Origin of the sequence: Streptomyces sp. NBC_00536 (assembly GCF_036346295.1) — a bacterium.
Classification (GTDB): Bacteria; Actinomycetota; Actinomycetes; order Streptomycetales; family Streptomycetaceae; genus Streptomyces.
On the sequence record NZ_CP107820.1, the window covers coordinates 29,358 to 50,081 of the forward strand.

The 20,724-nt window shown below is 73.1% G+C and carries 17 protein-coding genes; 6 read left to right on the forward strand and 11 right to left on the reverse strand.

Annotated features, from left to right (window positions below; all coding sequences use genetic code 11):
* The 3 genes from OHS33_RS37455 to OHS33_RS37465 form a co-directional block, all read right to left on the reverse strand.
* Positions 1-219, reverse strand: coding sequence for a hypothetical protein (locus OHS33_RS37455; RefSeq protein WP_330335374.1), 219 nt, complete (start codon positions 217-219; stop codon positions 1-3).
* 440 nt (positions 220-659) lie between these two features.
* Complete coding sequence (locus tag OHS33_RS37460) at positions 660-866, reverse strand: hypothetical protein (protein WP_330335375.1); 207 nt, start codon at positions 864-866, stop codon at positions 660-662.
* Positions 867-924: 58 nt separating this feature from the next.
* Positions 925-1,455 carry a hypothetical protein gene (locus tag OHS33_RS37465; protein WP_330335376.1) on the reverse strand — a complete coding sequence of 177 codons (531 nt, stop codon included), beginning with the start codon at positions 1,453-1,455 and terminating at the stop codon, positions 925-927.
* A gap of 200 nt (positions 1,456-1,655) precedes the next feature.
* On the opposite strand from OHS33_RS37465, the gene OHS33_RS37470 reads away from it, so the two are divergent.
* The 3 genes from OHS33_RS37470 to OHS33_RS37480 are packed head-to-tail and all read left to right on the forward strand — an operon-like array spanning position 1,656 to position 4,617.
* Entirely contained in the window at positions 1,656-2,807 is a 1,152-nt protein-coding gene (locus tag OHS33_RS37470) for a sensor histidine kinase (protein ID WP_330335377.1), read from the forward strand.
* A 14-nt stretch (positions 2,808-2,821) separates the two neighbouring features.
* Positions 2,822-3,952 carry a hypothetical protein gene (locus OHS33_RS37475; protein WP_330335378.1) on the forward strand — a complete coding sequence of 377 codons (1,131 nt, stop codon included), beginning with the start codon at positions 2,822-2,824 and terminating at the stop codon, positions 3,950-3,952.
* Positions 3,922-4,617: a LuxR C-terminal-related transcriptional regulator gene (locus tag OHS33_RS37480; RefSeq protein ID WP_330335379.1), complete on the forward strand. Its 696-nt coding sequence runs from the start codon at positions 3,922-3,924 to the stop codon at positions 4,615-4,617. The genes OHS33_RS37475 and OHS33_RS37480 overlap by 31 nt, the downstream gene beginning before the upstream one ends.
* A gap of 23 nt (positions 4,618-4,640) precedes the next feature.
* Here OHS33_RS37480 and OHS33_RS37485 read toward each other — a convergent pair whose 3' ends face one another.
* The 4 genes from OHS33_RS37485 to OHS33_RS37500 all read right to left on the reverse strand — a co-directional run bounded on the left by OHS33_RS37485 (position 4,641) and on the right by OHS33_RS37500 (position 10,262).
* Positions 4,641-5,939, reverse strand: a complete 1,299-nt coding sequence (locus OHS33_RS37485; RefSeq protein ID WP_330335380.1) for a GNAT family N-acetyltransferase — start codon at positions 5,937-5,939, stop codon at positions 4,641-4,643.
* A gap of 146 nt (positions 5,940-6,085) precedes the next feature.
* Complete coding sequence (locus OHS33_RS37490) at positions 6,086-6,937, reverse strand: PRD domain-containing protein (RefSeq protein ID WP_330335381.1); 852 nt, start codon at positions 6,935-6,937, stop codon at positions 6,086-6,088.
* Positions 6,938-7,137: 200 nt separating this feature from the next.
* Positions 7,138-9,267, reverse strand: a complete 2,130-nt coding sequence (locus OHS33_RS37495; protein WP_330335382.1) for a glucose PTS transporter subunit IIA — start codon at positions 9,265-9,267, stop codon at positions 7,138-7,140.
* A 317-nt stretch (positions 9,268-9,584) separates the two neighbouring features.
* The gene (locus OHS33_RS37500; protein WP_330335383.1) at positions 9,585-10,262 is read right to left on the reverse strand and encodes a DUF4097 family beta strand repeat-containing protein; all 678 of its coding nucleotides are present in this window, start codon (positions 10,260-10,262) and stop codon (positions 9,585-9,587) included.
* 224 nt (positions 10,263-10,486) lie between these two features.
* Between OHS33_RS37500 and OHS33_RS37505 the strand changes: the two genes are divergently transcribed.
* The 3 genes from OHS33_RS37505 to OHS33_RS37515 all read left to right on the forward strand — a co-directional run bounded on the left by OHS33_RS37505 (position 10,487) and on the right by OHS33_RS37515 (position 13,060).
* The gene (locus tag OHS33_RS37505; RefSeq protein ID WP_330335384.1) at positions 10,487-11,230 is read left to right on the forward strand and encodes a GbsR/MarR family transcriptional regulator; all 744 of its coding nucleotides are present in this window, start codon (positions 10,487-10,489) and stop codon (positions 11,228-11,230) included.
* A gap of 122 nt (positions 11,231-11,352) precedes the next feature.
* Positions 11,353-12,492, forward strand: a complete 1,140-nt coding sequence (locus tag OHS33_RS37510; RefSeq protein ID WP_330335385.1) for an NUDIX hydrolase — start codon at positions 11,353-11,355, stop codon at positions 12,490-12,492.
* A 136-nt stretch (positions 12,493-12,628) separates the two neighbouring features.
* Complete coding sequence (locus tag OHS33_RS37515; protein ID WP_330335386.1) at positions 12,629-13,060, forward strand: hypothetical protein; 432 nt, start codon at positions 12,629-12,631, stop codon at positions 13,058-13,060.
* Between the two features lie 15 nt (positions 13,061-13,075).
* On the opposite strand, the gene OHS33_RS37520 is transcribed toward OHS33_RS37515, so the two are convergent.
* The 4 genes from OHS33_RS37520 to OHS33_RS37535 are packed head-to-tail and all read right to left on the reverse strand — an operon-like array spanning position 13,076 to position 20,720.
* A complete protein-coding gene (locus OHS33_RS37520; RefSeq protein ID WP_330335387.1) occupies positions 13,076-14,488 on the reverse strand; it encodes an ABC1 kinase family protein in 1,413 nt (470 codons plus the stop codon).
* On the reverse strand, positions 14,485-16,767 hold the full coding sequence (locus tag OHS33_RS37525) for an anthranilate synthase component I (protein WP_330335388.1): 2,283 nt from the start codon (positions 16,765-16,767) through the stop codon (positions 14,485-14,487). Before OHS33_RS37525 ends, OHS33_RS37520 begins: the two co-directional genes overlap by 4 nt.
* Positions 16,768-16,803: 36 nt before the next feature.
* Positions 16,804-18,714 (reverse strand): lyase family protein, encoded by a 1,911-nt coding sequence (locus OHS33_RS37530; protein ID WP_443065502.1) that lies wholly within the window; start codon positions 18,712-18,714, stop codon positions 16,804-16,806.
* Positions 18,711-20,720: an FAD/NAD(P)-binding protein gene (locus OHS33_RS37535; RefSeq protein WP_330335389.1), complete on the reverse strand. Its 2,010-nt coding sequence runs from the start codon at positions 20,718-20,720 to the stop codon at positions 18,711-18,713. The genes OHS33_RS37530 and OHS33_RS37535 overlap by 4 nt, the downstream gene beginning before the upstream one ends.
* Between the last annotated feature and the right edge of the window lie 4 nt (positions 20,721-20,724).

A 20,724-nucleotide genomic window follows, 5' to 3' on the forward strand; every position in this document is an offset into this window, starting at 1 on the left:
TCACGGGGTGCCGTCCTCCCCGTCGGGTACCGATGCCACACGGTGACCGGACGCGGCGGTGGTCCGTGACCGGGCCGCCTGGAAGATCTGCTGGACGGTCAGTCCCAGCGCCGGTGCGAGGGTGGCGATCGCGGCGCTCTGGCCCATCGCGGTCATCGCCACGCTCCAGCCGAGCACCATCAGCAGCGCGATGATGAACACTATGTACTTCTTTGGCATGGTCGTTCCTCGACTTCGTTGGGGTCGGCCTCGCTGCCCGTCCGGCCATCCGGGGGCCGGGTGACGGGAGTCCTCAACGCCCGGGTGCCGGCCGGTTGTTGGGGAGGGACAGCATGGACCGCCGACCCTCCGTTACGCCACGTGATCATGGATTCGCGGAACAATGCCGATCACTGAGTGTCGTGCGGTTGAACACGGATGACCGTTCCGGTGCTGGTCGAGGGCACAAACGCCCACCCATGGCGGAAGTTCCCGGTTTTCCTTGCAATCGCGGCGCCGACCCCCGTCAATGGGTGCAGGGCACCGTTGGTGTCGGCCTTCCATCCGGAAGCGGCCCGCTCCCGTGCCGAGAACTACAGGGGGCGGGCGAGCGCTCGACCGTTCCCGCCCGGCCACTGTTGGGGGCCGGGCGGGAATGTGGTCGTGTTGGCGGTCGCGGCTCAGCCGATGAGCGAGCGCAGTACGGGGATGCTCGGGCCGGCCGCGCCCAGGCCCACGAGGACGCAGACCGGGGGCGGGTTGCCCGCCAGGAGCGTGAGTCCGCCCGCCACCAGGCCGAAGACGGCGGCGACGAGCAGCACGACCGCCGTGTGCAGCGGCACGAAGGGCGTCGGCGGCGGGGTGGGTTCGGTGGGCGGCGGACTCACAGCGGCTCCCGGGCGGTGTCAGGCTGTGCCGGTCAGACCGTGCCGGTCGGACTGCCGGTCAGGCCACGTACTGGTTCATGGAGATCCTGATGTCGTGCAGCTTCCAGGGGATCTCGCCGAAGACGCGCACGCCCCGGTAGTACAGCTCGGCGCGGGCGTCGCACGCCGCGTTGGACTTCATGGCGGTGCACGAGGCGTGCATGTCGTTGCGGAACCACTGGTCGCAGGTGGCCCGGTCGGCCCAGCGGTACTTGTAGCAGCCGTCGTGGTGCATGCAGGCGTGGTGGAAGTCGTAGCGCCCGGCGAGGTATCCGTACGCGGTGAAGGGCGGCTTGCCGTACTGGACCCAGGCGTGGTGCACGCCGGAGTCGGGGACGTCCGTACAACCGTCGGTGGTCCACCATTCGCCGCCCTGGTTGTACGGGGTGGCGTTGGTGCCGGGGGTGGTGGTCGCCGAGACCGGGGACGCGGGGCCGAGCAGCAGGGCCGCGCTGCCCGCGAGGACCGTGGCGGCGGTGGCCGCCTTGCGGAGGAGACGGCTGCCGGTCCGGGCGTTCCTGGGGCGGCGGTGCGGGTGCGGAGTGGTCATGGCGCCTTCCTGGTGGCGGGGCGGGCGGGGAGAACCGGCCGGGCGACCCGTTCTCGGCGTCAACGCTACGGAGGGGGAACCCTGTTGGGCGTCATGCGACCGACCGACAGCACGGGGTCCGGCCGACCGGCAGAATCGGCGACGAGGGACAGAGGGACAGAGGGACACGGGGCCGAGGGCGCGGATGAAGGGGTGGGCTCATGCCGGTTGCCGACAGCGCGGTCACCCACCTGTACGTGCTCGGCCGCCGCTATGTGGCGGTGATCCGGGTCGTGACGGGCGTACCGACGCTCCTCGTCGCCGCCCTGGCCGCGCCCGCGGCGCCCTCCGTGACGGTGACGTTCGCGGTGCTGTCGCTGGTGACGGGGTGGAGCGTCGTGTACGTACGGGCCCTGCTGCGGGGGCCGGGGACCGCGGCGACCCTGGCCGACGCCGTCGTACTGGCCACGCTGGCCGCGAGCGCGCCGTGGACGGCGCCGCTGGACTGGCTGGAGCACGGCAGGTCCTGGCTGCTGCCGTTCCTGTCGTTCGCGTGCGTGGGCTACCAGTACTACGCGAGCCCGCGGCTCGGCGGGGTGGCGGCGCTGCTGGTGCTGTCCGGGGCCATCGTCGGCACGGCCGCGGCGCTCCCCGAACACAGCTCGCTCGACAGCCTGGTGACGGCGCTCTGGTCGCTCGTCGTCGCCTCGCTCGGGCGGATGCTGTGGACGCTGATGCTGCGCGGGGGCAGGCTGGCCGACGAGGCCGCGGCGGACGCCGAGGCGGCGCGCGCCGAGCAGGCGGCGAAGGCGCGGATCCGGGCCGCGAAGCGGGCCCACAACCGGACCCTGCACGACACCGCGGCCACGACCCTGCTGTGGGTCGGCGCGGGCGGCGGGAGCATCCCGGCCGGGTTGCTGGCCGCGCAGGCGGAGCGCGATCTGGACCGGCTGCTGTCCTGGGAGCCCGGACCCGCCGTGGAGGTGCGGGTGGCGGTGGAGGCGGATCTGATCCAGCTGCTCCGGGAGGCCATCGGGCTCGCGGCCGTGCGGGTGGAGCTGCGGGGGCCGCCGGCGCTGTGGCTGCCCTCGCAGGTCACGGTGGCGCTGGCCGATGCCGCCGGGGAGGCGCTCGTGAACGTGAACCGGCACGCCGAGGTGGACCACTGCTCGGTCACGGTCGGCGGATCGGACGGGGACGTGCGCGTGGAGGTGGTCGACGAAGGGTCCGGCTTCGACCCGGCGGCCATCGCGTCCGCCCGGCGCGGGGTACGGGCTTCGATCTTCGAACGCGTCGAGGAGGTCGGCGGGCGGGCCCTGATCCGTTCGCAGCCGGGCAGGGGAACCACCGTCAGTCTGGAGTGGCGACGATGAGGGACTTTCACCGCGTGGGCGAGCCGGCCATAGCCGCCGAGTTCCTGTACCACCTGCGCATCGCCGTGCTGGGCATCTCCGGCATCGTGCTGCTGTCCATGAGCTGGCTGCGCAGCGTCGGCGCGTACCGGCCGCTGTGGATGCAACTGGTCGCGTACGGACTGCTGTTGGGCATCGCCGTGGTCGAGGGGGTGCTGACGCTGCGCCGCCGGTCGTGGGGCGGCGCGCGGTGGGCCGGTGTCGCCCTCGCCCTCGCGGCGTCGGTCCTGTCCTGCCTGTCGCTGCCCACCGGGACGCCCACGACCGCCGCGGACTGGGCCTTCGGCAGCGTCGGCTGGATCGGGGTCGTGCTGCTCCTGGACCGGCCGATGGTCCAACTGGTCCTGTTCCTGGGCGCGCACTGGGCGATCACCGCGGTGAACCTGGTCCTGTCCGGGCCGGTGGACGAGGGAGCCGTACTGAACTTCGTCAGCGGCTCCCTCGGCACGATCGGCTTCCCGCTGGCCTGCGGGGTGGCCGCGACCGCGCTGCGCGCCACGGCGGGCGACGCGGAGGCGGCCCGCCGCCAGACCGAGGACATCCGGCACTCCGAACGGGTCGCCGCGCGGACCGCGCAGGCGCTCCAGGACAGTTACGCGGGCCTGGCCGGCAGCGCGGGCCCGCTGCTGCGCGGGCTCGCGGACGGCAGCCTCGACAGCAATGACCCGGACGTCCGGCGGGACTGCTGGATCGAGGCCGCCCGGATGCGTCGGCTCTTCGTCGAGACCGACGACGTACCGAACCAGCTGGTGCACGAGTTGCGGCAGTACGTGGACACCGCGGAGCGCCGCCGGGTCAGGGCGGAGATGTCCAGCTACGGCACGGCGGTCGATCCGCCGCCGGAGGTCCGCCTCGCCCTCGGGAACTTCCCGCTGCCCGTGCTGGCCGGGGCCCGGAGCTGGGCCCGGGTCACCGTGGTCTTCACCTCCGAGTTCGTCTCGGTGCAGGTGATCGGTGACTGCGGGGCCATCGACCTGCCGCGCCCCGGTGACACCGCGGCCACCGGGGCCGCCGCCGGGATCGAGATCGGCAGTTTTCTGGACGCGGACGACGACACACTCTTGATGGAGGCGAAATGGCGGAGGACCGGCCGATCACCGTCGTGATCGTGGAGAACCACGGCGTGGTCATCAACGGCGTGCGCGAATGGTGCGCGCGGGCCGACCCCCCGATCCGGCTCATCTCGGCGGGCCAGCAGCTGGGCCGGGTGTGGACCGGCGAGGGCGCCGCGGCCGACGTGGTCGTCTTCGACCTGGGGCTGGTGAAGCAGGAGGTGTACGAGTTCCACTCGCTGCGCCAGCTGGTCAGCAACAAGCGCAACGTGGTCGTCTTCTCCGGCGAGGAGTCCCCGGCCGTGATCCTGGAGTGCGGGCGCCTGGGCGTGAAGTCGTACGTGACCAAGGTGGAGGGTGACGAACACCTGATCCCCGCCATCCGGGCGGCGGCGGACGGCCTGACGTACACCACGCCGAAGCATGCCGGGATGATCGTCGCGGACTCCTCCCCCGACAAGCCGGACCTCTCCGAGAAGCAGGTCGAGGTGCTGCTCAACTGGTGCAGCGGGCTGTCGAAACCGGCGGTCGGCCGGAAGCTCTTCATGGCGCCCACCACGGTCGCCACCCACATCGAGCGGGCCCGCAAGCACTACGACCGGGTCGGCAGGCCGGCCCCGGACAAGGTCAGCATGACGAACAGGCTGATCCAGGACGGGCTGCTGGCGCCGAGCCAGGCCGACCCGCTCGCGTCGGATCCGTGGGACCCGTCGTCGTGAGCCTCCGGTCGATCCCTGACGCGTCACAGCCTGGGCAGCAGGGAACGGCAGAAACCGTGCGGGAGCCAGGGGGCGGTGGGTGAGGCGAAGGCCGTCGTGGCGGTGGCGAGGGCGCCCGGGGTGTGTTCCCGGACCCGGCCCGCCGCGGCCAGTTCGGTCAGGGTGGTGCCGCCGAGGTAGGCCGAGCCGAGGGCGCAGGCGTCCAGGGAGAGGTCGGGGGCGTCGTACGTACGGGCGCACACCGCTCCGGAGGCGTCGCCGGTGAGCCGCCAGCGGCCCCGGTTCCAGGGGGCCTGGGCGTCGTCGAGGTCCAGGACGACGTCGAGCGGGGCCGCGTAGCCGCGGGCCGTCAGGGCGATCGGGGCGTCGACGACGCGTACGTAGAGGCTGTCCAGCACGGTCGGGGCGCAGCGCCGCACGTCGGAGACGAGGTGCAGCAGGGCGTCGTCGACGGGGCGGTTCGGGGCCACGACCCGGGAGGTGAGGTCGGTTTCGAGGAGGAAGCGCCACAGGGCGGCGTAGGCGCGCGGGTCGGTGGCCTCGATGTCGCGGACGCGGACGGTGCCCTCGGCGGTGTTCGCGGCCGACCAGGCGATGGTCACGGCGTAACGGGCGTAGCCGACGGGGCGGCCGTCGATCCGCGCGACGACGCACTCCAGGGGGCGGGCGCCGGCGCGGGCGGCGGGCGGGTCGAGCAGCGGGAGGTGTTCCCAGCCGGGGGCGCGGGCCAGCATGCCGGGGCGGGCGGGGACCTGGCGCGCGTACAGCTCCTCGGTGATTTCCAGGGCCTCGTACGGGTCTTCGAGGGTGAGGGTGATCTCGTCGGTGCGTTCCCCGGTGGCGGCGGGCGTGCGCAGCGAGACGCGGCGGGACTGGATGTCGAGGGAGAGCCGGCGGGCGGCCGCGCCGTAGCCGAACCGTTCGTGGATGGGCGCCTCGGAGGCGGTCAGGACGGCGAGGGGTTCGCCCTGGCGCTGGAGGGACTCCAGTTGGTGGCGCATCAGGTCGGCGAGGATGCCGCGGCGCCGGTGCGTGGGCCGTACGCCGACCATGCTCACGCCCGCGGTCGGCACGAGGTGCCCGCCGGGGACGCTCATGCGGAAGGTGAAGATCCCGGCGGCGGCGACGAGTTGGGCGCCGTCGCGCACGACCACGCAGCGCTCGGGCTCGGCCAGGCGGCGCCACAGGGCGGTCGCCTCGGCGGGTTCGCTCTCGTGGAAGGCGTCGAGGACGGTGGCGTAGAAGGCGTCCCACTGGCCGGGGAGCAGGGCTCGTACGTCCCGGGCGGGTGCGGTGGTGGTGTGCGTGGTGGACGGGGTCATCGTGGGCGCCTCTCCGGGGAGCTGGTGGTCGGTCAGCGACCATCTCTAGCAACCGGAGCCGAATGTTCACAGAGGGTGAGGCTGCTTCACGCCACGAACCCGCCTCCTTCGAATTCGGGAGGTGTGTCCCGGTTTCTTTGGCCTGTTCATGCGGCGGTGCCGTCCGGCTCCATGGTCATGCGGGCCACGTGGAGTGCCAGGTAGGAGACCTCGTCCTCGCTCAGGTGCTGGCCCAGGCGCAGCTCGACGATCGTCGCCAGCTGCTGCGCGGTGTGGGTCGCCTCCGGGTAGTGCCGGCGGATGCCCTCGCCGATCGTGGACTCGTGCCCCTTCAGCTGCCGGTGCTGCTGGATCCGGACGAAGAGGTAGCGCACGTGGGTGATGAAGCGCGCCGCGCTCATGGACTCCTGGGAGACGGAGAGCCCGTACCGCTCCCGCACGACGGCGAGCATCTGCTGGATGACCCCGGTCATCGTGTACGTGAAGGACAGGTCGCCCGTGGCGAAGCCCGCGTTGACCAGGTGCAGCGCGAGCGCGATCGCCTCGGAGGACTCCAGTCGCGGGTCCACGTGCTGGTTGATGGCTTCCAGCAGGCGCTGCGCCTGGGCGTACTCGGTGGCGTAGAGGGTCTGGACCTCCGCGCGCAACGGGTACTCGATGACGATGCCCCGCGCGGCCCGGTCCAGGGCTCCGGCGACGTGGTCGGCGACGGCGATGGCGAGGGTCGGCCGGGTGGACTCGCGCCCCTCGACCCCGGTCTCGTCCAGGGCGATCACGACGGCCCGCAGGACCTCCTCGTCGATGAGGGCGAGGACCTCGCTCAGGTGGTCGGGGTCGCGGCCGTCCGCCGGGACGAAGACGCGCACGATCAGCGCGGGGTCGACGGGCTTGCCCTGGCGGGAGCTGAAACCGATGCCGCGCCCGGTGAGGATGACCTCCTGGCCCTTGTCGTCGCGCGCGAGGACCACGTTGTTGTTGAGGACACGCAGCGCCTTCAACTGCTGCTCTCCTTCTCGTTCGCGGTCCGGTCCGGTCCTGCCCGGTCCAGTCCAGTCCTGTCCGGTTCTGCCAATGATCCCGTATTGTCCGGCGCCCGTGCGCCAGCCTCGCCCCGGAGCGACGCGGCGCGGGCACGCGCCCCACGAGGTGGGGGCGCGTGCCCGCGTCGTACCGGTTACCGGTTACCGGTGGCGGGTCGTCAGCGCCGTACGGTCACCACGGGTACGCCGACGGTGACGTCCTGCCCGGTGTGCGGCTCGACCGAGGCCAGGTCCGCGGTGTTGGTGACGGTCATGAGGGTGACCGTCGGGTGCTGCGCCGCGCGTACGGCGTCAAGGTCGACCTCGACGAGGAGGTCGCCGACGGAGACCTGCCGGCCGGCCTCGGCGCGGACGTCGAAGCCTTCGCCCTTCATCTTCACCGTGTCGATGCCGATGTGGATGAGCACCTCGACGCCGTCCGCGGTACGGATGCCGAAGGCGTGGCCGGTGGCGGCGACGATGATCAGCTCTCCGTCGACCGGTGCGAAGACGCGGCCGTCGGCCGGCTCGATGCCCACGCCCTCGCCGAGCGCGCGGGAGGCGAAGACGGGGTCCCCGACCTCGTCGAGGCCGACCACGCGGCCCGCGACCGGCGCGGCGAGTTCGATGCTCTTCCCGGTGGTGGCGGGTGCGGGGGTGGGGGCGGCGGGGGCAGCCTCGGAGCCGGAGCCGGAGCCGGAGCCGGAGCCGGAGGCGGAGCCGCTCGCGGCGGTCGCCGCCGCGCCGACGGTGACGAGCTCGCGGTCATCGGCCGCCACGGCCTCGCCCCGGGAGGCCGCCTCGGCGGCGTCGCGCTCGGCGTTGGCCTGGGCGCGCTCCTCAGGGGTGCGGAAGTCGGAGAAGTACACGAGCGCCATCGAGACGAAGAAGGCCGCCGTGATCGCGATGGAGTAGGTGGCCATCGGGGAGAAGACCGGGATGGTCAGCAGGGAGGTGAAGGCGAAGGCTTTGGTGTCCACGCCGCCCAGGACGCCCACGAGCACGCCGCCGACGAGGCAGCCCACGAGCATGCGCGGGTAGATCCGCTTGAAGCGCAGGTGGATGCCGTACAGCGAGGGCTCGGAGATGCCGCCGAGCAGGCCCGCGGCCAGGGCGCCGGTGGCGGTCTGGCGCATCTCCTTCTCGCGGTGGCGGACCGAGAGCAGCAGCACACCGGCGGTCGCGCCGAAGCAGGCGAAGTTCCAGGCGCCCATGGGGCCCTGGATGAAGTCGTAGCCGAGGGTGTTGATGTTGACCAGCATCAGCGCGTTGAGCGGCCAGTGCAGGCCCAGCGGCACGAGGAACGGGTACAGCAGCGGGATGAGGATCGCGAAGACGATCGGTGCGTTGCCGTTCAGCCAGGACAGGCCCTCGCCGAGGCCGTTGCCCGCCCAGACGCCCAGCGGGCCGATGAGGAAGGCGGTCACCGGGATCATGATCAGCATGCTGAAGAACGGTACGAAGACCAGGTGCACGGTCTCCGGGAAGACGCGCTGCAGGCCCTTGTAGACCAGGGCGAGCACGGCGACCATCAGCAGCGGCACGAACACCTGGCCGCCGTAGTCGTTCAGCTGCATCGGCAGCCCGAAGACGTGGGCCACGCACTCCTGGGTGCCCAGCGTCCCGTTGGTGGTGCAGGTGATGCCGGGGATCCCGGACTTCGGGTCGAGCATGCCCGTGAAGTTCGGGGTCATCACCGCGGCCATGACCGCGGCGCCGACCCAGGGGTCGACCTTCAGCTTCTTGGCCGCGTTGTACGCCACCATGAGCGGCAGGAAGTACAGCACCGAGCGCCACATCGCGTCGACGAAGACCCAGGTGGCGGACTTGTCCGCGGCGCGGAAGTCGACGACGCCCAGGGCGTCGAGGACGGAGGCGATCGCGATGATGAGCGAGGAGCCCAGCAGGACGCCCATGAGCGGGCGGAACGAGTCGGACAGGTACTCGAAGAAGTTGTCGACCCAGGCGTAGCGGCCGCGGCTCTTGGCCCGCATCGCGGCCTTGACGTCGGCGTCGGACCGCGGGGCGGGCGTGCCTGCGCCGCGCATCGCCGGCAGGTTCATGATCTCGGAGTAGACGCGTGCGACGGCTCCGCCGATCACGATCTGGAGGCGGTCACCGGACTGCGCCACGGTGGCCATGACGCCGTCGAGGGCGTCGAGCGCGGCCGTGTCGGCCTTCGCCCCGTCGTGGAGCTGGAAGCGGAGCCTCGTCGCGCAGTGCGTGAGGCTCTCGATGTTCTCGGCTCCACCGACGCCGCGGAGGATCCGCTCCGCCAGCGTGCCGGGTCCGGCTGCGGGTGTGTTCATGATGCGTCCTTGCACCTTGGGGCTCTTGCCGTGCTGCTGCGGGCAACAAAAAAGGCCCGGGTCGCGCACATGGCGCAACCCAGGCCTTGCCTCCCCTCAGGCGGCACACCGCCTTGGCGTCGCGGGGCGACGAAGGTGGTGTCCTCGGGGAGTAACAATCCTGTGATCGAGGTCGAGATCAAGATCTAGATCGATCAGACAAAACCTTAACACCGGGACATGGCCGCGGCGGGCGGCGCCGATGTGGTGCCGCGCACAGTGCGTCAGGACGCCTTGGTCCGACCCTGACCCGCCCTGACCCCCTGACCTGACCTGACCTACAGGCTGCGGGCGGTGATGTCGCCGTAGGTGGTGGTGGCGTGGATGGTCAGGGCCGCGCCGGCGCCTTCGGCGTTGCGGAGCGCGTTGTGGATCCGGCCGTAGCCGGTGCCGCCGTCGAGGGAGGCGGAGACGCCGCGGGCGGCGCCGACCTCCACATTGCCGGCCTCCGTGCGCAGGGTGACCGTGCCGTACACGGCCTCGGTGATGCGGAGGTCGCCCTTCTGGGTGCTGATCTCGGCCGGGCCGCCCAGGCGGCCGACCGCGATGTCACCGGCGAGGAGGGTCAGCCGGGCGCCCGCGGTCTCGTCGAGCTTGACCGAGCCCTGCGCGCCCTCGAAGACGACCTCGCCGAGGCGTCCGACGCCGCGGAGTTCGGCGCTGGCCGCCTTCGCGGCGACGTGGGAACCGGCGGGCAGCTGGACCGTGATCTCGACGGAGCCGGAAGGCCCGAGGATCTGGTTCTTCGCCTCCGGCGCCGTGATCCGCAGGACGCCGTCGCTCTCGGCGTACACGACCTGGGTCTGCTCGGCCGCCTTCACGTCGCGGCTTTTGGAGGCGTTGGCGGGGAGGACCTCGACGGTGGTGTCGGCCCGGTCGGCGGCGATGAACCGGATGTGGCCGGCGGGGATGTCGATGACGGTGGAGATCGGGGCGGTGGTGACGAACTTCTGCATGGCGGCTTTCCTTCGACTCGTTGTTTCCGATGAGGGAAAAGCTACGTTGCGTTTCTGAATTGGGCAACGCTTTCGTTGCGCATGATGCACATCACCGCAGGTCAGAGTAGATATTTCATTGCAATGGCTTTGAACCTAACGCAACAAACCCTCCCTCGCCCGTTGCAATGAAACAAGAATGAACGCTATGCTGGGAGACATCACGAGCCACGAAGGAGACCGCGATGCCGGGAGGCAGACTCACCCAGCAGGAACGTCAGCAGATCGCGCTGGGACTGGCCGACGGGCTCGCCTACGCGGAGGTCGCCAGGCGCCTGGAGCGGCCCACCTCGACGGTCACGCGCGAGGTGATGCGCAACGGCGGCCCCGCCGCCTACCGCGCCGACCTGGCCCACCGCGCCACCGAACGCCGTGCGCACCGGCGCAGGCAGCCCGCACCGCGCGGGCCGCAGGCGGCGTCGCAGGCGCACGGGCGCGATGACGAGGCCGTGCGCGAGTACGAGGAGGTGTTCGCCGGCGTCTTCATGCAGTCGGGTCTGCCCACGATGACGGCCCGGGTGCTGGCGGCCCTCTACACCACCGACGTCGGCAGGCTCACCGCCGCCGAACTCGCCGGGCGCCTCCAGGTCAGCCCCGCGTCCGTCTCCAAGGCGATCGCGTTCCTCGAAAGCCAGGGCCTGATCCGCCGCGAACGCGACGAACGCCGCCGCGAGCGGTACATCGTCGACGACGACGTCCTCTACCAGTCGACGATGGCCAGCGCCCGCGCCACCGCCCACCTCGGCGAGATCGCCCGCCAGGGCGTCGGCGTCCTCGGCCCCGGCACCCCGGCCGCCGCCCGCCTGGAGAACATCGCCCGCTTCGTGGACTTCATCTCGGAGAGCATCGCCCGCGCCGCGGACCAGGCCCGCGAGATCCTCCACACGAAACCGGAGCGACCGGAGGCACCCCCGGCCACCGCGCCGTAGCTTCTTTTCGTTCTGACACGTTGTCGAAAAACCGGCTCCCACCTGGGACGACACCCGGGTTCTTATCAAGAGGGCACTATCGGGAGTTCCGATCGGCGACGCTCCACTGGCACAGTCCCCGCATGCGCATTTCCTCCAGGCCCTCCCTCTCTCTCATCGGAAGCTTCCGGCAGCACTACCGCGAAGTCCGCGCGGCCGCCCGGACGTTCACGGACTCCGGGCTGACCGTGACGAGCCCGCCGATCTGCCGGATCGTCAGCCAAGGGCCCGAGTTCGTGCGGTTCGAGTCCGACCCTCCGGAGTCCTCGGACCACGACCTCCAGGCCGCGACCCTGGCGAAGATCTTCACCTCGGACCTGGTGTACGTCGTGAATCCCGGCGGATACATCGGTCGCACCACCGCGTACGAACTGGGGCGCGTCCACGAACGCGGCATGGCCGTTTACTACGCCGAGCCGCCCAAAGACCTGCCCATCGCCGTCCCGGAGGGAACCGTCGTCGATGCGCGCCGCTTGGTGGAGATCATCACCGGGGGCGGTCGGGGGCCCGCTCCGGTCAGGCGGCCGCGGGTCTCGGCACAGCCGACGGCCGACATCGTGATCTTCACGATCCGCTCGGAGCAGCTACGGACGCTGCTCGTGCGGCGCGGCAACGAGCCGTACCGCGGGAGGCTGGCCCTGCCCGGCGGGTTCGTCCGGGCGGGAGAGTCTCTGGAGGACACGGCGAAGCGGGAGCTCCAGGAGGAGACGGGGCTGACCGGCTCCGGAATCCGGCTGGAACAGCTGCACACGTACTCGCGCCCGGATCGCGACCCCCGGGGCCGGGTCATCTCGACCGCCTTCCTCGCGGTCATGCCGGATCCGCCGGAGGTGACCGGTGCGAGCGACGCCCACGAGGCCGACTGGGTCGAGGTCGAGGAATCACTGTGGGGCCCCAACAGCAGCCTCGCCTTCGACCACGGCGAGATCCTCCGGTACGGGCTCGAACGCGCCCGGACCCGGCTGGAGCACACCACCGTCGCGACCGCCTTCTGCGACGACCTCTTCACCATCACCGATCTGCGCAAGGTCTACGAGGCCGTGTGGGGCCACGAGCTCAACCCGGGGAACTTCCACCGCAAGGTCGTGGAGGAGAGGTCGGGTTTCGTGCTCAAGACCAACAAGGTGCGCAGGTCAGGGCAGGGGAAACCGCCCGTCCTGTTCCGCCGGGGCACGGCGGATCTGCTGTATCCGCCGATGCTGCGCGGCCGCCGCACCCCGTAGTGCTGCCATGACCGAGAAGGACGACACCATGCTGTCCCTTTTTTCTGCCGCCGCTTCTGCCGCCGCTTCTGCCGGCTCTTCTTCCGGTGCTTCCTCCGGTGCTGGTGATTTCACCTCTTCATGGACCTGGGGGGCGGTGATCGCTCTCGTCGCCCTGGTCGTCAGCACCTGGCTCGTCGTCGACAACCGCCGCCGCGACCGGGCCGTCCGGTGGCACCAGCCCGACTACGACACCTCCAGCGGTGCGCTCCTCGTGTTGAACCGGCTGTCGCTCACGACGGCCGTCGAGGGTGTCACGCCCGAGCTGCGCGAGCTGGTCGACGTGGTCAGCAGGCTCAGGATCGCCGAACAGCACTCCCCGGACCTGCCGTTCGGCGTGATCGTCGCGGAGTTGGAGGCCTACCGGGTGAACGTGCTGCCGGAGCGGCACGCCGACCGGCTCGCCGCGGACGGGCGCCTGTTCGACGACTACCTCGCGCTCGCCCGCGCGCAGGGCATCAGGCTCGAAGCCGCGCGCACCGGGATCGCCCACGTACAGCGCAAGATCGAGAAGCGGACGCGCAAATAGCGCGCTCCGGTTCTGTCACGCGGGGGCGGACGCCTCGTGCGGGGTGGCGAAGCCGGGGAGCCAGCGGAGGGCTTCGGCGCGGAACGGCAGCTCGCACTCCAGCTGGCACAGGACGGCCGTCGCGGCGCCGACGACGCGGTTCACCAGTACGTACGAGGGCGGCAGGTTGAAGCGGCGCAGCAGACTGCCCGGGCCCCGGTCCACGGCCTGGACCACCTCCTCGCGCAGCCACTGCCGGGTGAACCGGTAGGTGTCCTCCCGTGACGGGGTCGCGATGGGCAGGAGGAACGAGGCGAGGGCGGTGTCGTCGGGCTCGGATCCCGGGCGCATGAACCCCTCCGCGACGAGGAGTTCGTGGGCGGCGCCCCAGTCGCCGAGTTGCGCGAGCCGGTTCAGGGTGCCCAGGGCGGCCGGGAACCCGTCGGGCAGGTGTTTGACCGCCCCGAAGTCGATGACGCCGAGCCGACCGTCCGCGAGCATCCGGAAGTTTCCCGGGTGGGGGTCGGCGTGCAGGTATCCGGCGCGTTCGGGGCCGGAGAAGAGGAACCGGGCGTACTTGAGCCCGGCCTCGTCGCGCTGCTGCTGCGTTCCGTCGCGGATGACGGCCGACAGCGGGGTGCCCTCCATCCACGCGGTGACGAGGACCCGCTCGCTGAAGGCGATCACCTCGGGTACGAGGACCTCCTCGTCGTCGCGGAAGGCGTCGGCGAAGGCCCGCTGGGCGGCCGCCTCCAGGCGGTAGTCCAGTTCCTCGGTGACCCGTTCGCGCAGTTCGTCGAGCATCGGCTCGACGTCGAGGCCGGGCGTGACGAGGGAGAACAGCTTCATCAGGCGGCCGAGCTGCCGGTAGTCGCCGAGCAGGGCCTCCCCCGCGCCCGGGTACTGGACCTTCACCGCGACCGGGCGGCCGTCCTTCCACACGGCGCGGTGCACCTGGCCGATGGAGGCGGCGGCGGCCGGTTCGTCGTCGAAGGAGGTGAACCGCTCGCGCCAGTCGGCGCCCAGTTCGGCGGCGAGCACGGCGTGGATCCGCGGGGCGGGCAGGGCTGGTGCGGCCTCCTGGAGGACGGTGAGGGCGGCTCGATAGGGGCCGATGACCTCCGGGGGCAGGGCCGCCTCGAACACGGAGAGCATCTGCCCGAACTTCATCGCTCCGCCCTTGAGTTCGCCCAGGACGCGGAAGAGCTGCTCGCCGGTGCGGCGCTGGAGTTCGCCGGTGAGCCGCTCGACCGGCTGGCCGAGCAGCCGCTTGCCCATGCGCAGGGCGCTGCGGCCCGCGAAGCCGAGGGGGAGGGAGGCCAGGCGGGCGTTGCGGGTGAGCGGGGAGCGGGGGATGTCCCGCGCCGGACGGCGCGTGGGGGTGGGGGTGGGGGTGGGCTGGGCGTCGTCCACGGTCCGGTCCTTCTCGTCCTTCGGGTGGGTGGTCATCTCGGGCTCCCGGCGCCGATGCGGGGCGCGGCGGCGCGGGTGAGCCCGGCGACGGCGTTCGCGATCAGGGTGTGGCCGGCCCGGCCGTCCGTGGTCATGATCGATTCGGGGTGGAACTGGACTGCCGCGACGGGCAGTTCGCGGTGCTCGATGCCCATCACGATCCCGTCGGGGGTACGGGCGGTCACGTCGAACACCTCGGGCAGCGTGCCCGTTTCGGCGTACAGGGAGTGGTAGCGGCCCGCGGGGAACCGGGCGGGCAGGTTCTTGAACACCGTGCCGCCGCCGTCGAGCACGTCCACGGGCGAGGGCTTGCCGTGGACCGGGTGCGGCAGGACGCCGAGGGTGCCGCCGAAGTGCTCCACCAGGCCCTGGAGGCCCAGGCAGACCCCGAACACGGGCAGGTGCCGGGCCAGGGCCTCCTCGATCAGGGCGGACATCCCGAAGTCCGCGGGGCGGCCGGGGCCGGGCGAGAGCACCAGCAGGTCGGGGGCGAGCGCGTCGAGCAGCGCCGGCGGGAAACCCGCCCGGTAGGTGAGGACCTCGGCGCCGGTCTGGCGGACGTAGTCGGCCAGGGTGTGCACGAAGGAGTCCTGGTGGTCGACGAGCAGCACGCGAGGGGGCCGCCCGCTGCCCACCGCGCCCGGGCCCGCGGTCAGTGGCAGGGCTCGGGCCGGAGTGCGGGGCGCGGGGTTCTCCACCGCGTCGATGAGGGCGAACGCCTTCAGGATCGTCTCGCTCTCCTCCGCCTCCGGGTCGGAGTCGAAGAGCAGGGTGGCGCCCGCCCGTACGGTGGCCACCCCGTCGCGGATCTGGATGGTGCGCAGGGTCAGGGCCGTGTCCAGGCCTCCGTCGAAGCCGATGCGGCCGACGGCGCCCCCGTACCAGCGGCGGGGGCTGCGTTCGTGCTCCTCGATGAAGGCGACGGCGGCGCGCTTGGGCGCCCCGGTGACGGTGACGGCCCACATGTGGGTGAGGAACGCGTCGAGGGCGTCGCGGTCGCCGCGCAGCCGTCCGCGTACGTGGTCGACGGTGTGGATGAGGGTGGAGTACAGCTCGATCTGGCGGCGGGCGAGCACTTCCACGCTGCCCGGCTCGCACACGCGGGCCTTGTCGTTGCGGTCCACGTCGGTGCACATGGTCAGCTCGGACTCCTCCTTGCGGGAGTCGAGCAGGGTGCGGATCCGCTCGGCGTCCTCCAGGGGGCCGGCGCCGCGCGCGATGGTGCCGCTGATCGGGCAGGACTCCACCGTGCGGGCGTCCGGGTCGACCCGGACGAACATCTCGGGCGAGGCCCCGACCAGGTGCTCCCCCGCGGCGAGGTTCATCAGCAGGCCGTAGGGGGCGGGGTTGCGGGCGCGGAGCCGGCGGAACACCTCCGAGGGGGCGTCGGGGCTGGGGCGGTGGAAGCTCTGGCCGGGTACGGCCTCGAACATCTCCCCGGCCCGGAAGCGCTGTTGGGCCTTGCGGACCAGCTGCGCGTACTCGCCGGGCGCGTGGTCGCGGTAGGCGGCGGGTTCGGCCGGGGGGCCGTGGGGGGCGGCGGGCGTGGCGCGGTCGAGGCCGGTGGTGGAGCGGCCCGCGTACGCGAACTCGTAGGTGTGCCGGGTCGCGGCGCCGCGCGTCCGGTCGATCTCCAGGAGGGTGTCCGGCAGGTGCAGGACGACCGTGCGGTCCCGCGGGTCCCGGTCCTGGTGGAGCGGTACGGGGTCGAAGCCGAGGACCAGGTCGTAGCCGAACGCGCCGTACAGGCCCCACACCGGGTCCTGCGGACTGGCGAGGGCGGCGACGGCGGCGCGCAGGACGGTGAGGACGGAGCGGCGGCGGGTCCGGTCCTCCTCCTGGCCGACGGGACCGGGCTCCGCGCCGACGGCGACGGCGAAAGCGCCCTCCCCGCTGTACGTGCCGTCCGCGGCGTCGTGGAGCGCGCCGTGCGGACGCAGGGCGTCGGCCAGGGCGGGCAGCAGGACGCGCCCGCGGGCGTTGAGGGCCCGCACGTGGAGGCGGTCGCCGACGGCGGTCAGTTCCACCGGCGGGTCGGCGTATCCCAGGTCGTACGGGCGGTACCGGCCGGGCTGCTCCGAGCGGCCGGACATGAGCAGGCCGCGCCGGGTGTCGAGGGCCTCCTCCAGGCGGGCCAGTTCCGCCTCGGCCCCGGCCGGGTCCAGGGGTTCGGAGAGCCGCGTGACCTGTACTCCGGCCGGAGTCGTCCAGTGCCGGGTGGTGGCCGCCGACGCCGAAATCGTGGTGCTTGCCGTGCTTGCCGTGCTTGCCGTCATCGTGTGGTCGTCCTTCTCGTCGTCGTCGGAGGGCCGTCAGCCCGGGCGCCGGGTGCGCGCGTGGCGGGCCAGGACCCGGTCCACGAGGGCCGCGGCGGCCCCGGTGTAGTGCGCGGGTTCGCACAGCGCGCGCAGCGCGGGGGCGCTGTGGCGGCCGTCCAGCTCCGGCGCCTCGGCGAGTACGTCGGCCAGGTGGCGCCCGGTTTCGGCGGCGCGCGCCGAGGCCGCCGAGACCAGGCTCCGCGCGTCGGCGCGCCCCAGCTCCGGCGAGAGGAGGGCGGCGAGCCGCTCGGAGACCACCAGGCCGCCGGTGAGTTCCAGGTTCGCGCGCATCCGCGCGGGGTGGACGACGAGTCCCGCGGCGAGTTCGGCGGCGGTGGCGGCGGCGCCGCCGGTGAGCCGCAGGGCCGTGCGGAGCGTCTCCCACTCGGCGTGCCAGGCGCCCGCGGGCCGTTCGTCGTCGGTGACGGCGGCCTGGGCGAGGGTGGCCACCAGCCCGGGCAGCTGGTAGGCGGCGGACCGGATCAGCGCGGCCAGGGCCGGGTTGCGCTTGTGCGGCATGGCGGAGGAGGCGCCGCGGCCCTCGGCGGCCGCCTCGGTGACCTCGGCGGTCTCCGTGCGCGAGAGCAGTTGGACGTCGGCGGCGAGCGTGCCGAGCCCGCTGACGGTCAGGGACAGCGCGGCGGCCAGGTCGGCGAGCGGGGTGCGCACCGTGTGCCAGGGCACGAGCGGTTCGGCGAGGCCGAGTTCGGCGGCGACGGCGGCGGTCAGCCGCGGCGCGTAGTCGTCCGGCTCCCGTGCGGTGGCGCTGGCGCTAGCGGTGGCGGGGCCGGTGCCGAGGCCGCTGCCGCTGGCGGTGGCGAGGCCTGTGCCGCTGGCGAGGCCGGCGCCAGTGCCGAGGCCGGCGCCGAGGCCGCTGCCGCTGGCGGTGCCGCTGGCGGTGCCTGCGCCGGTGGCGGTGCCGCTGCCTGTGCCGAAGCCGGGGCCGCTGCCGGTGCCAGTGCCAGTGCCGAGGCCGGTGCCGGTGGCGGTGGCGGTGGCGGTGCCAGTGCCAGTGCCGGGGCCGGGGCCGGGGCCGGGGCCGGGGCCGGGGCCGGGGCCGGGGCCGGGGCCGCTGGCGGTAGCGGTAGCGGTAGCGGTGCCTGTGCCGGTGGCGGTGCCGCTGCCTGTGCCGGTGCCAGTGCCAGTGCCAGTGCCGGTGCCAGTGCCGGTGCCGGGGCCGGGGCCAGGGCCGAAGCCGGGGCCGGTGCCGAGGCCGGGGCCGGGGCCGCCGGTGCCGCTGCCGGTGCCGAGGCGCGCGTACTCCAGGTATCCGGCCATGGTCCCCGCCGCGCCGCCCAGTTGGGCGGGTAGGCCGTGCTCCCGGACGCGGCGCAGCCGTTCCTCGGCGTCCAGGACGGCCTGGAGCCAGCCGGCCGCCTTGAGTCCGAAGGTGGTGGGCACCGCGTGCTGGCCCAGGGTGCGTGCGGCCATCGGGGTGTCCCGGTGTGCGCGGGCGAGTGCGGCCAGCGCGGCGGCCGTACGGTCCAGGTCGTCCAGGATCAGGTCCGTGGTGCGGGCCGCGACCAGCATCAGCGCGGTGTCGAGGACGTCCTGGCTGGTGGATCCCTGGTGCACGTACTGCGCCGCCCCGGGGTCCTGGTGGGCCACCGCTTCGGTGAGCATCCGCACCAGCCCCACCACCGGGTTGGCGCTCGCCCGGGCGCGCACCGCGACCTCGCGCAGGTCGTACAGCTCGGCGCGCGCGGCGGCCGTGACGGCCTCGGCGGCGCGGGCGGGCAGTACGCCGAGCCGTGCCTGGGCCCGCGCCAGCGCGGCCTCCGCGTCGAGCATCGCCTGGAGGCAGGCGGTGTCGCCCGTCGCGGCCTCGGCGGCGGTGCCCGCCCGTACGGGCGACAGCAGGCCGGTGTCCGGTGCCGGTTCCCCCACCGGCCGGAGCGCGGTCACGGGCGCTCCCGACCCGGACCGGCCGCACGGGCCGCCGCCCCGGCGGGAACCGGCACGGGTGCGGGTACGGGCACGGGTACGGCGAGGTCGAGCAGGGCCAGCGCGATCGCGTCGGAGTCCCCGAGGGTCACCGAGTTCACGCCGGGCCGGATGCCCGCGGCCGTCACCCAGTGCACGGCCTCGGTCGGCACCCCGTAGGCGAAGCGCCGCGGGTGGGCCCGGCCCGCGGCGTCGACCAGCCGGTAGGGGCGCTCGGTGACCGCCAGGCCGCCGGTGCGGTGGGCGCCGTGGCCGGGGTCGCGGATCTCGTAGGGGCGGCAGGCTCCGGTGGCGGCCAGGTGCCGCAGCAGCGGGTCGGCGGTGCGGCGCAGATCGGGTTCGGGCAGCCGGGCCTCCACCAGGGTGGTGACTTCGGTGCGCGAGCCGGGGACCTCGGGCGATTCGACGACGAACACCCCGGCCCGGTCGTCGGTTTCCACCCGCATGCCCGGCCCGAGGACCGTGAGCACCCCGGCCTCGACGAGGGCGATCATCTCCTCGATGCGGCGCGGCGGCGGACCGATGGACAGGAAGGCGTTGAGCGGGGTGTACCAGCCGTCCAGGTCCTCGCGGTGGGAGCGGCCGGTGAGCCCGCCGTGGTCCACGACCAGCCGGATCTCGTTGCGCAGGTCGCGCAGGACGTCCAGCGCCGCCTTCAGCGGGCCGTCGACGTTCCCCGCCTCGGATGCGGCGAGGTCCCGGCGCAGAACGTCCAGCAGCCACGCCCGGTAGTCGTCGGCGCCGCGGAAGGACCGGTCTCCGTGGGGGCGGGCGATCCGCTTCCAGTCCCAGCGGTCCTCGGGGCCGATGCCGAACCGGGCGAACACGTCGCTCTCTTCGGCGGATCCCCAGGGCGTCGCCAGGGTGCTCTCCTCGAAGCGGCGGGCCTGACCGGGGGCCGCCCGGCGGGCCAGCAGCGCCGTGTGGAAGACGGTCTCGACCTCCTTGGCGATCAGCGGCCACAGGTCGCGGGCGAAGTCGAGGCCCTCGCGGTCGGCGACGGCGCGCAGCCGCGCCAGCCGGTCCGGGGTCAGCAGCCGGGAGTGGTGGCGGCCGTGCGCGCCCTTCTGGTTGCGGCCGCGCGAGTGGTACGGGACTCCGCGCCGGGAGGCGGCGTACAGGCGGGGTTCGCGGCCGGAGGGGCGGTAGACCAGCGTCCCGTCGTGGCGCTCGAAGGTGCCGCCGCGGCCGAGGGTGAACAGGGCCATGTGGTCGAAGAAGTTGAGCCCGAGGCCGCGCAGGGCGACGGACTCGCCCGGGGCGACGGCGGACAGCTCGGTGTCCGCGGGGTTGGCCGGCAGGACGTGGCGCAGGCCGTGCGTACGGGCGAACGCGGCGAGCCGCTGCTCGTCGGCGTCGGGGAGCAGGGGCAGGTGGCCCTGGGCCATGACCACGGCGTCGAGGTCGCTGATCCGGGTGCCGTTGGCGAGGGTGACGCACTGGCGTCCGTCCGCCTGGTCGTGGAGGCGGACCGCGCGCAGGGGGTGCACGTGGACGGTGAGCCGCGGGGGTGCGGTGCGCACCACGCGGCGGAACACCCACTCCAGGTAGTGCCCGTAGAAGGCGCGCGTCGGGTACGAGTCCGGGGTGAGGTCCCTGGCTTCGGCCAGCACCTGGTCGTCGTGGGCGGCCCCGTCGTGAGCGTCGTACCCGTGCTCGTGCCCGTGCCCTTCGGTGAGGGCGCGGGCCCAGGCGTACAGGCTGGGACCCGGGGCGGGGGCGCCCGCCATCTCGACGCTCGGGTCGGTGAACAGGGTGACCTGGGAGGCGACCGTGTTCATCAGCAGGTGGTGCGACTGCCGGGTGCGCCAGACGCTGCCCGCGCCCGGCCGGGCCGGGTCCACGACGTGCACGGTGACGGTGGTCCCGGCGGCCCGCTCGCGCGCGTCGGCGCAGAGCCGCTCCAGCACCGAGAGCCCACGGGGGCCGGCGCCTATGACGCAGACCTCCAGCTGTCTGTCACTCACGTAC

What these genes read in the sequence shown, in the direction of transcription:
- OHS33_RS37485 (WP_330335380.1), bottom strand. Translation starts at nt 5,939, where the DNA reads ATGACCCCGTCCACCACGCACACCACCACCGCACCCGCCCGGGACGTA.
- OHS33_RS37465 (WP_330335376.1), bottom strand. Translation starts at nt 1,455, where the DNA reads ATGACCACTCCGCACCCGCACCGCCGCCCCAGGAACGCCCGGACCGGC.
- OHS33_RS37480 (WP_330335379.1), top strand. Translation starts at nt 3,922, where the DNA reads ATGGCGGAGGACCGGCCGATCACCGTCGTGATCGTGGAGAACCACGGC.
- OHS33_RS37505 (WP_330335384.1), top strand. Translation starts at nt 10,487, where the DNA reads ATGCCGGGAGGCAGACTCACCCAGCAGGAACGTCAGCAGATCGCGCTG.
- OHS33_RS37455 (WP_330335374.1), bottom strand. Translation starts at nt 219, where the DNA reads ATGCCAAAGAAGTACATAGTGTTCATCATCGCGCTGCTGATGGTGCTC.
- OHS33_RS37500 (WP_330335383.1), bottom strand. Translation starts at nt 10,262, where the DNA reads ATGCAGAAGTTCGTCACCACCGCCCCGATCTCCACCGTCATCGACATC.
- OHS33_RS37510 (WP_330335385.1), top strand. Translation starts at nt 11,353, where the DNA reads ATGCGCATTTCCTCCAGGCCCTCCCTCTCTCTCATCGGAAGCTTCCGG.
- OHS33_RS37520 (WP_330335387.1), bottom strand. Translation starts at nt 14,488, where the DNA reads ATGACCACCCACCCGAAGGACGAGAAGGACCGGACCGTGGACGACGCC.
- OHS33_RS37495 (WP_330335382.1), bottom strand. Translation starts at nt 9,267, where the DNA reads ATGAACACACCCGCAGCCGGACCCGGCACGCTGGCGGAGCGGATCCTC.
- OHS33_RS37470 (WP_330335377.1), top strand. Translation starts at nt 1,656, where the DNA reads ATGCCGGTTGCCGACAGCGCGGTCACCCACCTGTACGTGCTCGGCCGC.
- OHS33_RS37525 (WP_330335388.1), bottom strand. Translation starts at nt 16,767, where the DNA reads ATGACGGCAAGCACGGCAAGCACGGCAAGCACCACGATTTCGGCGTCG.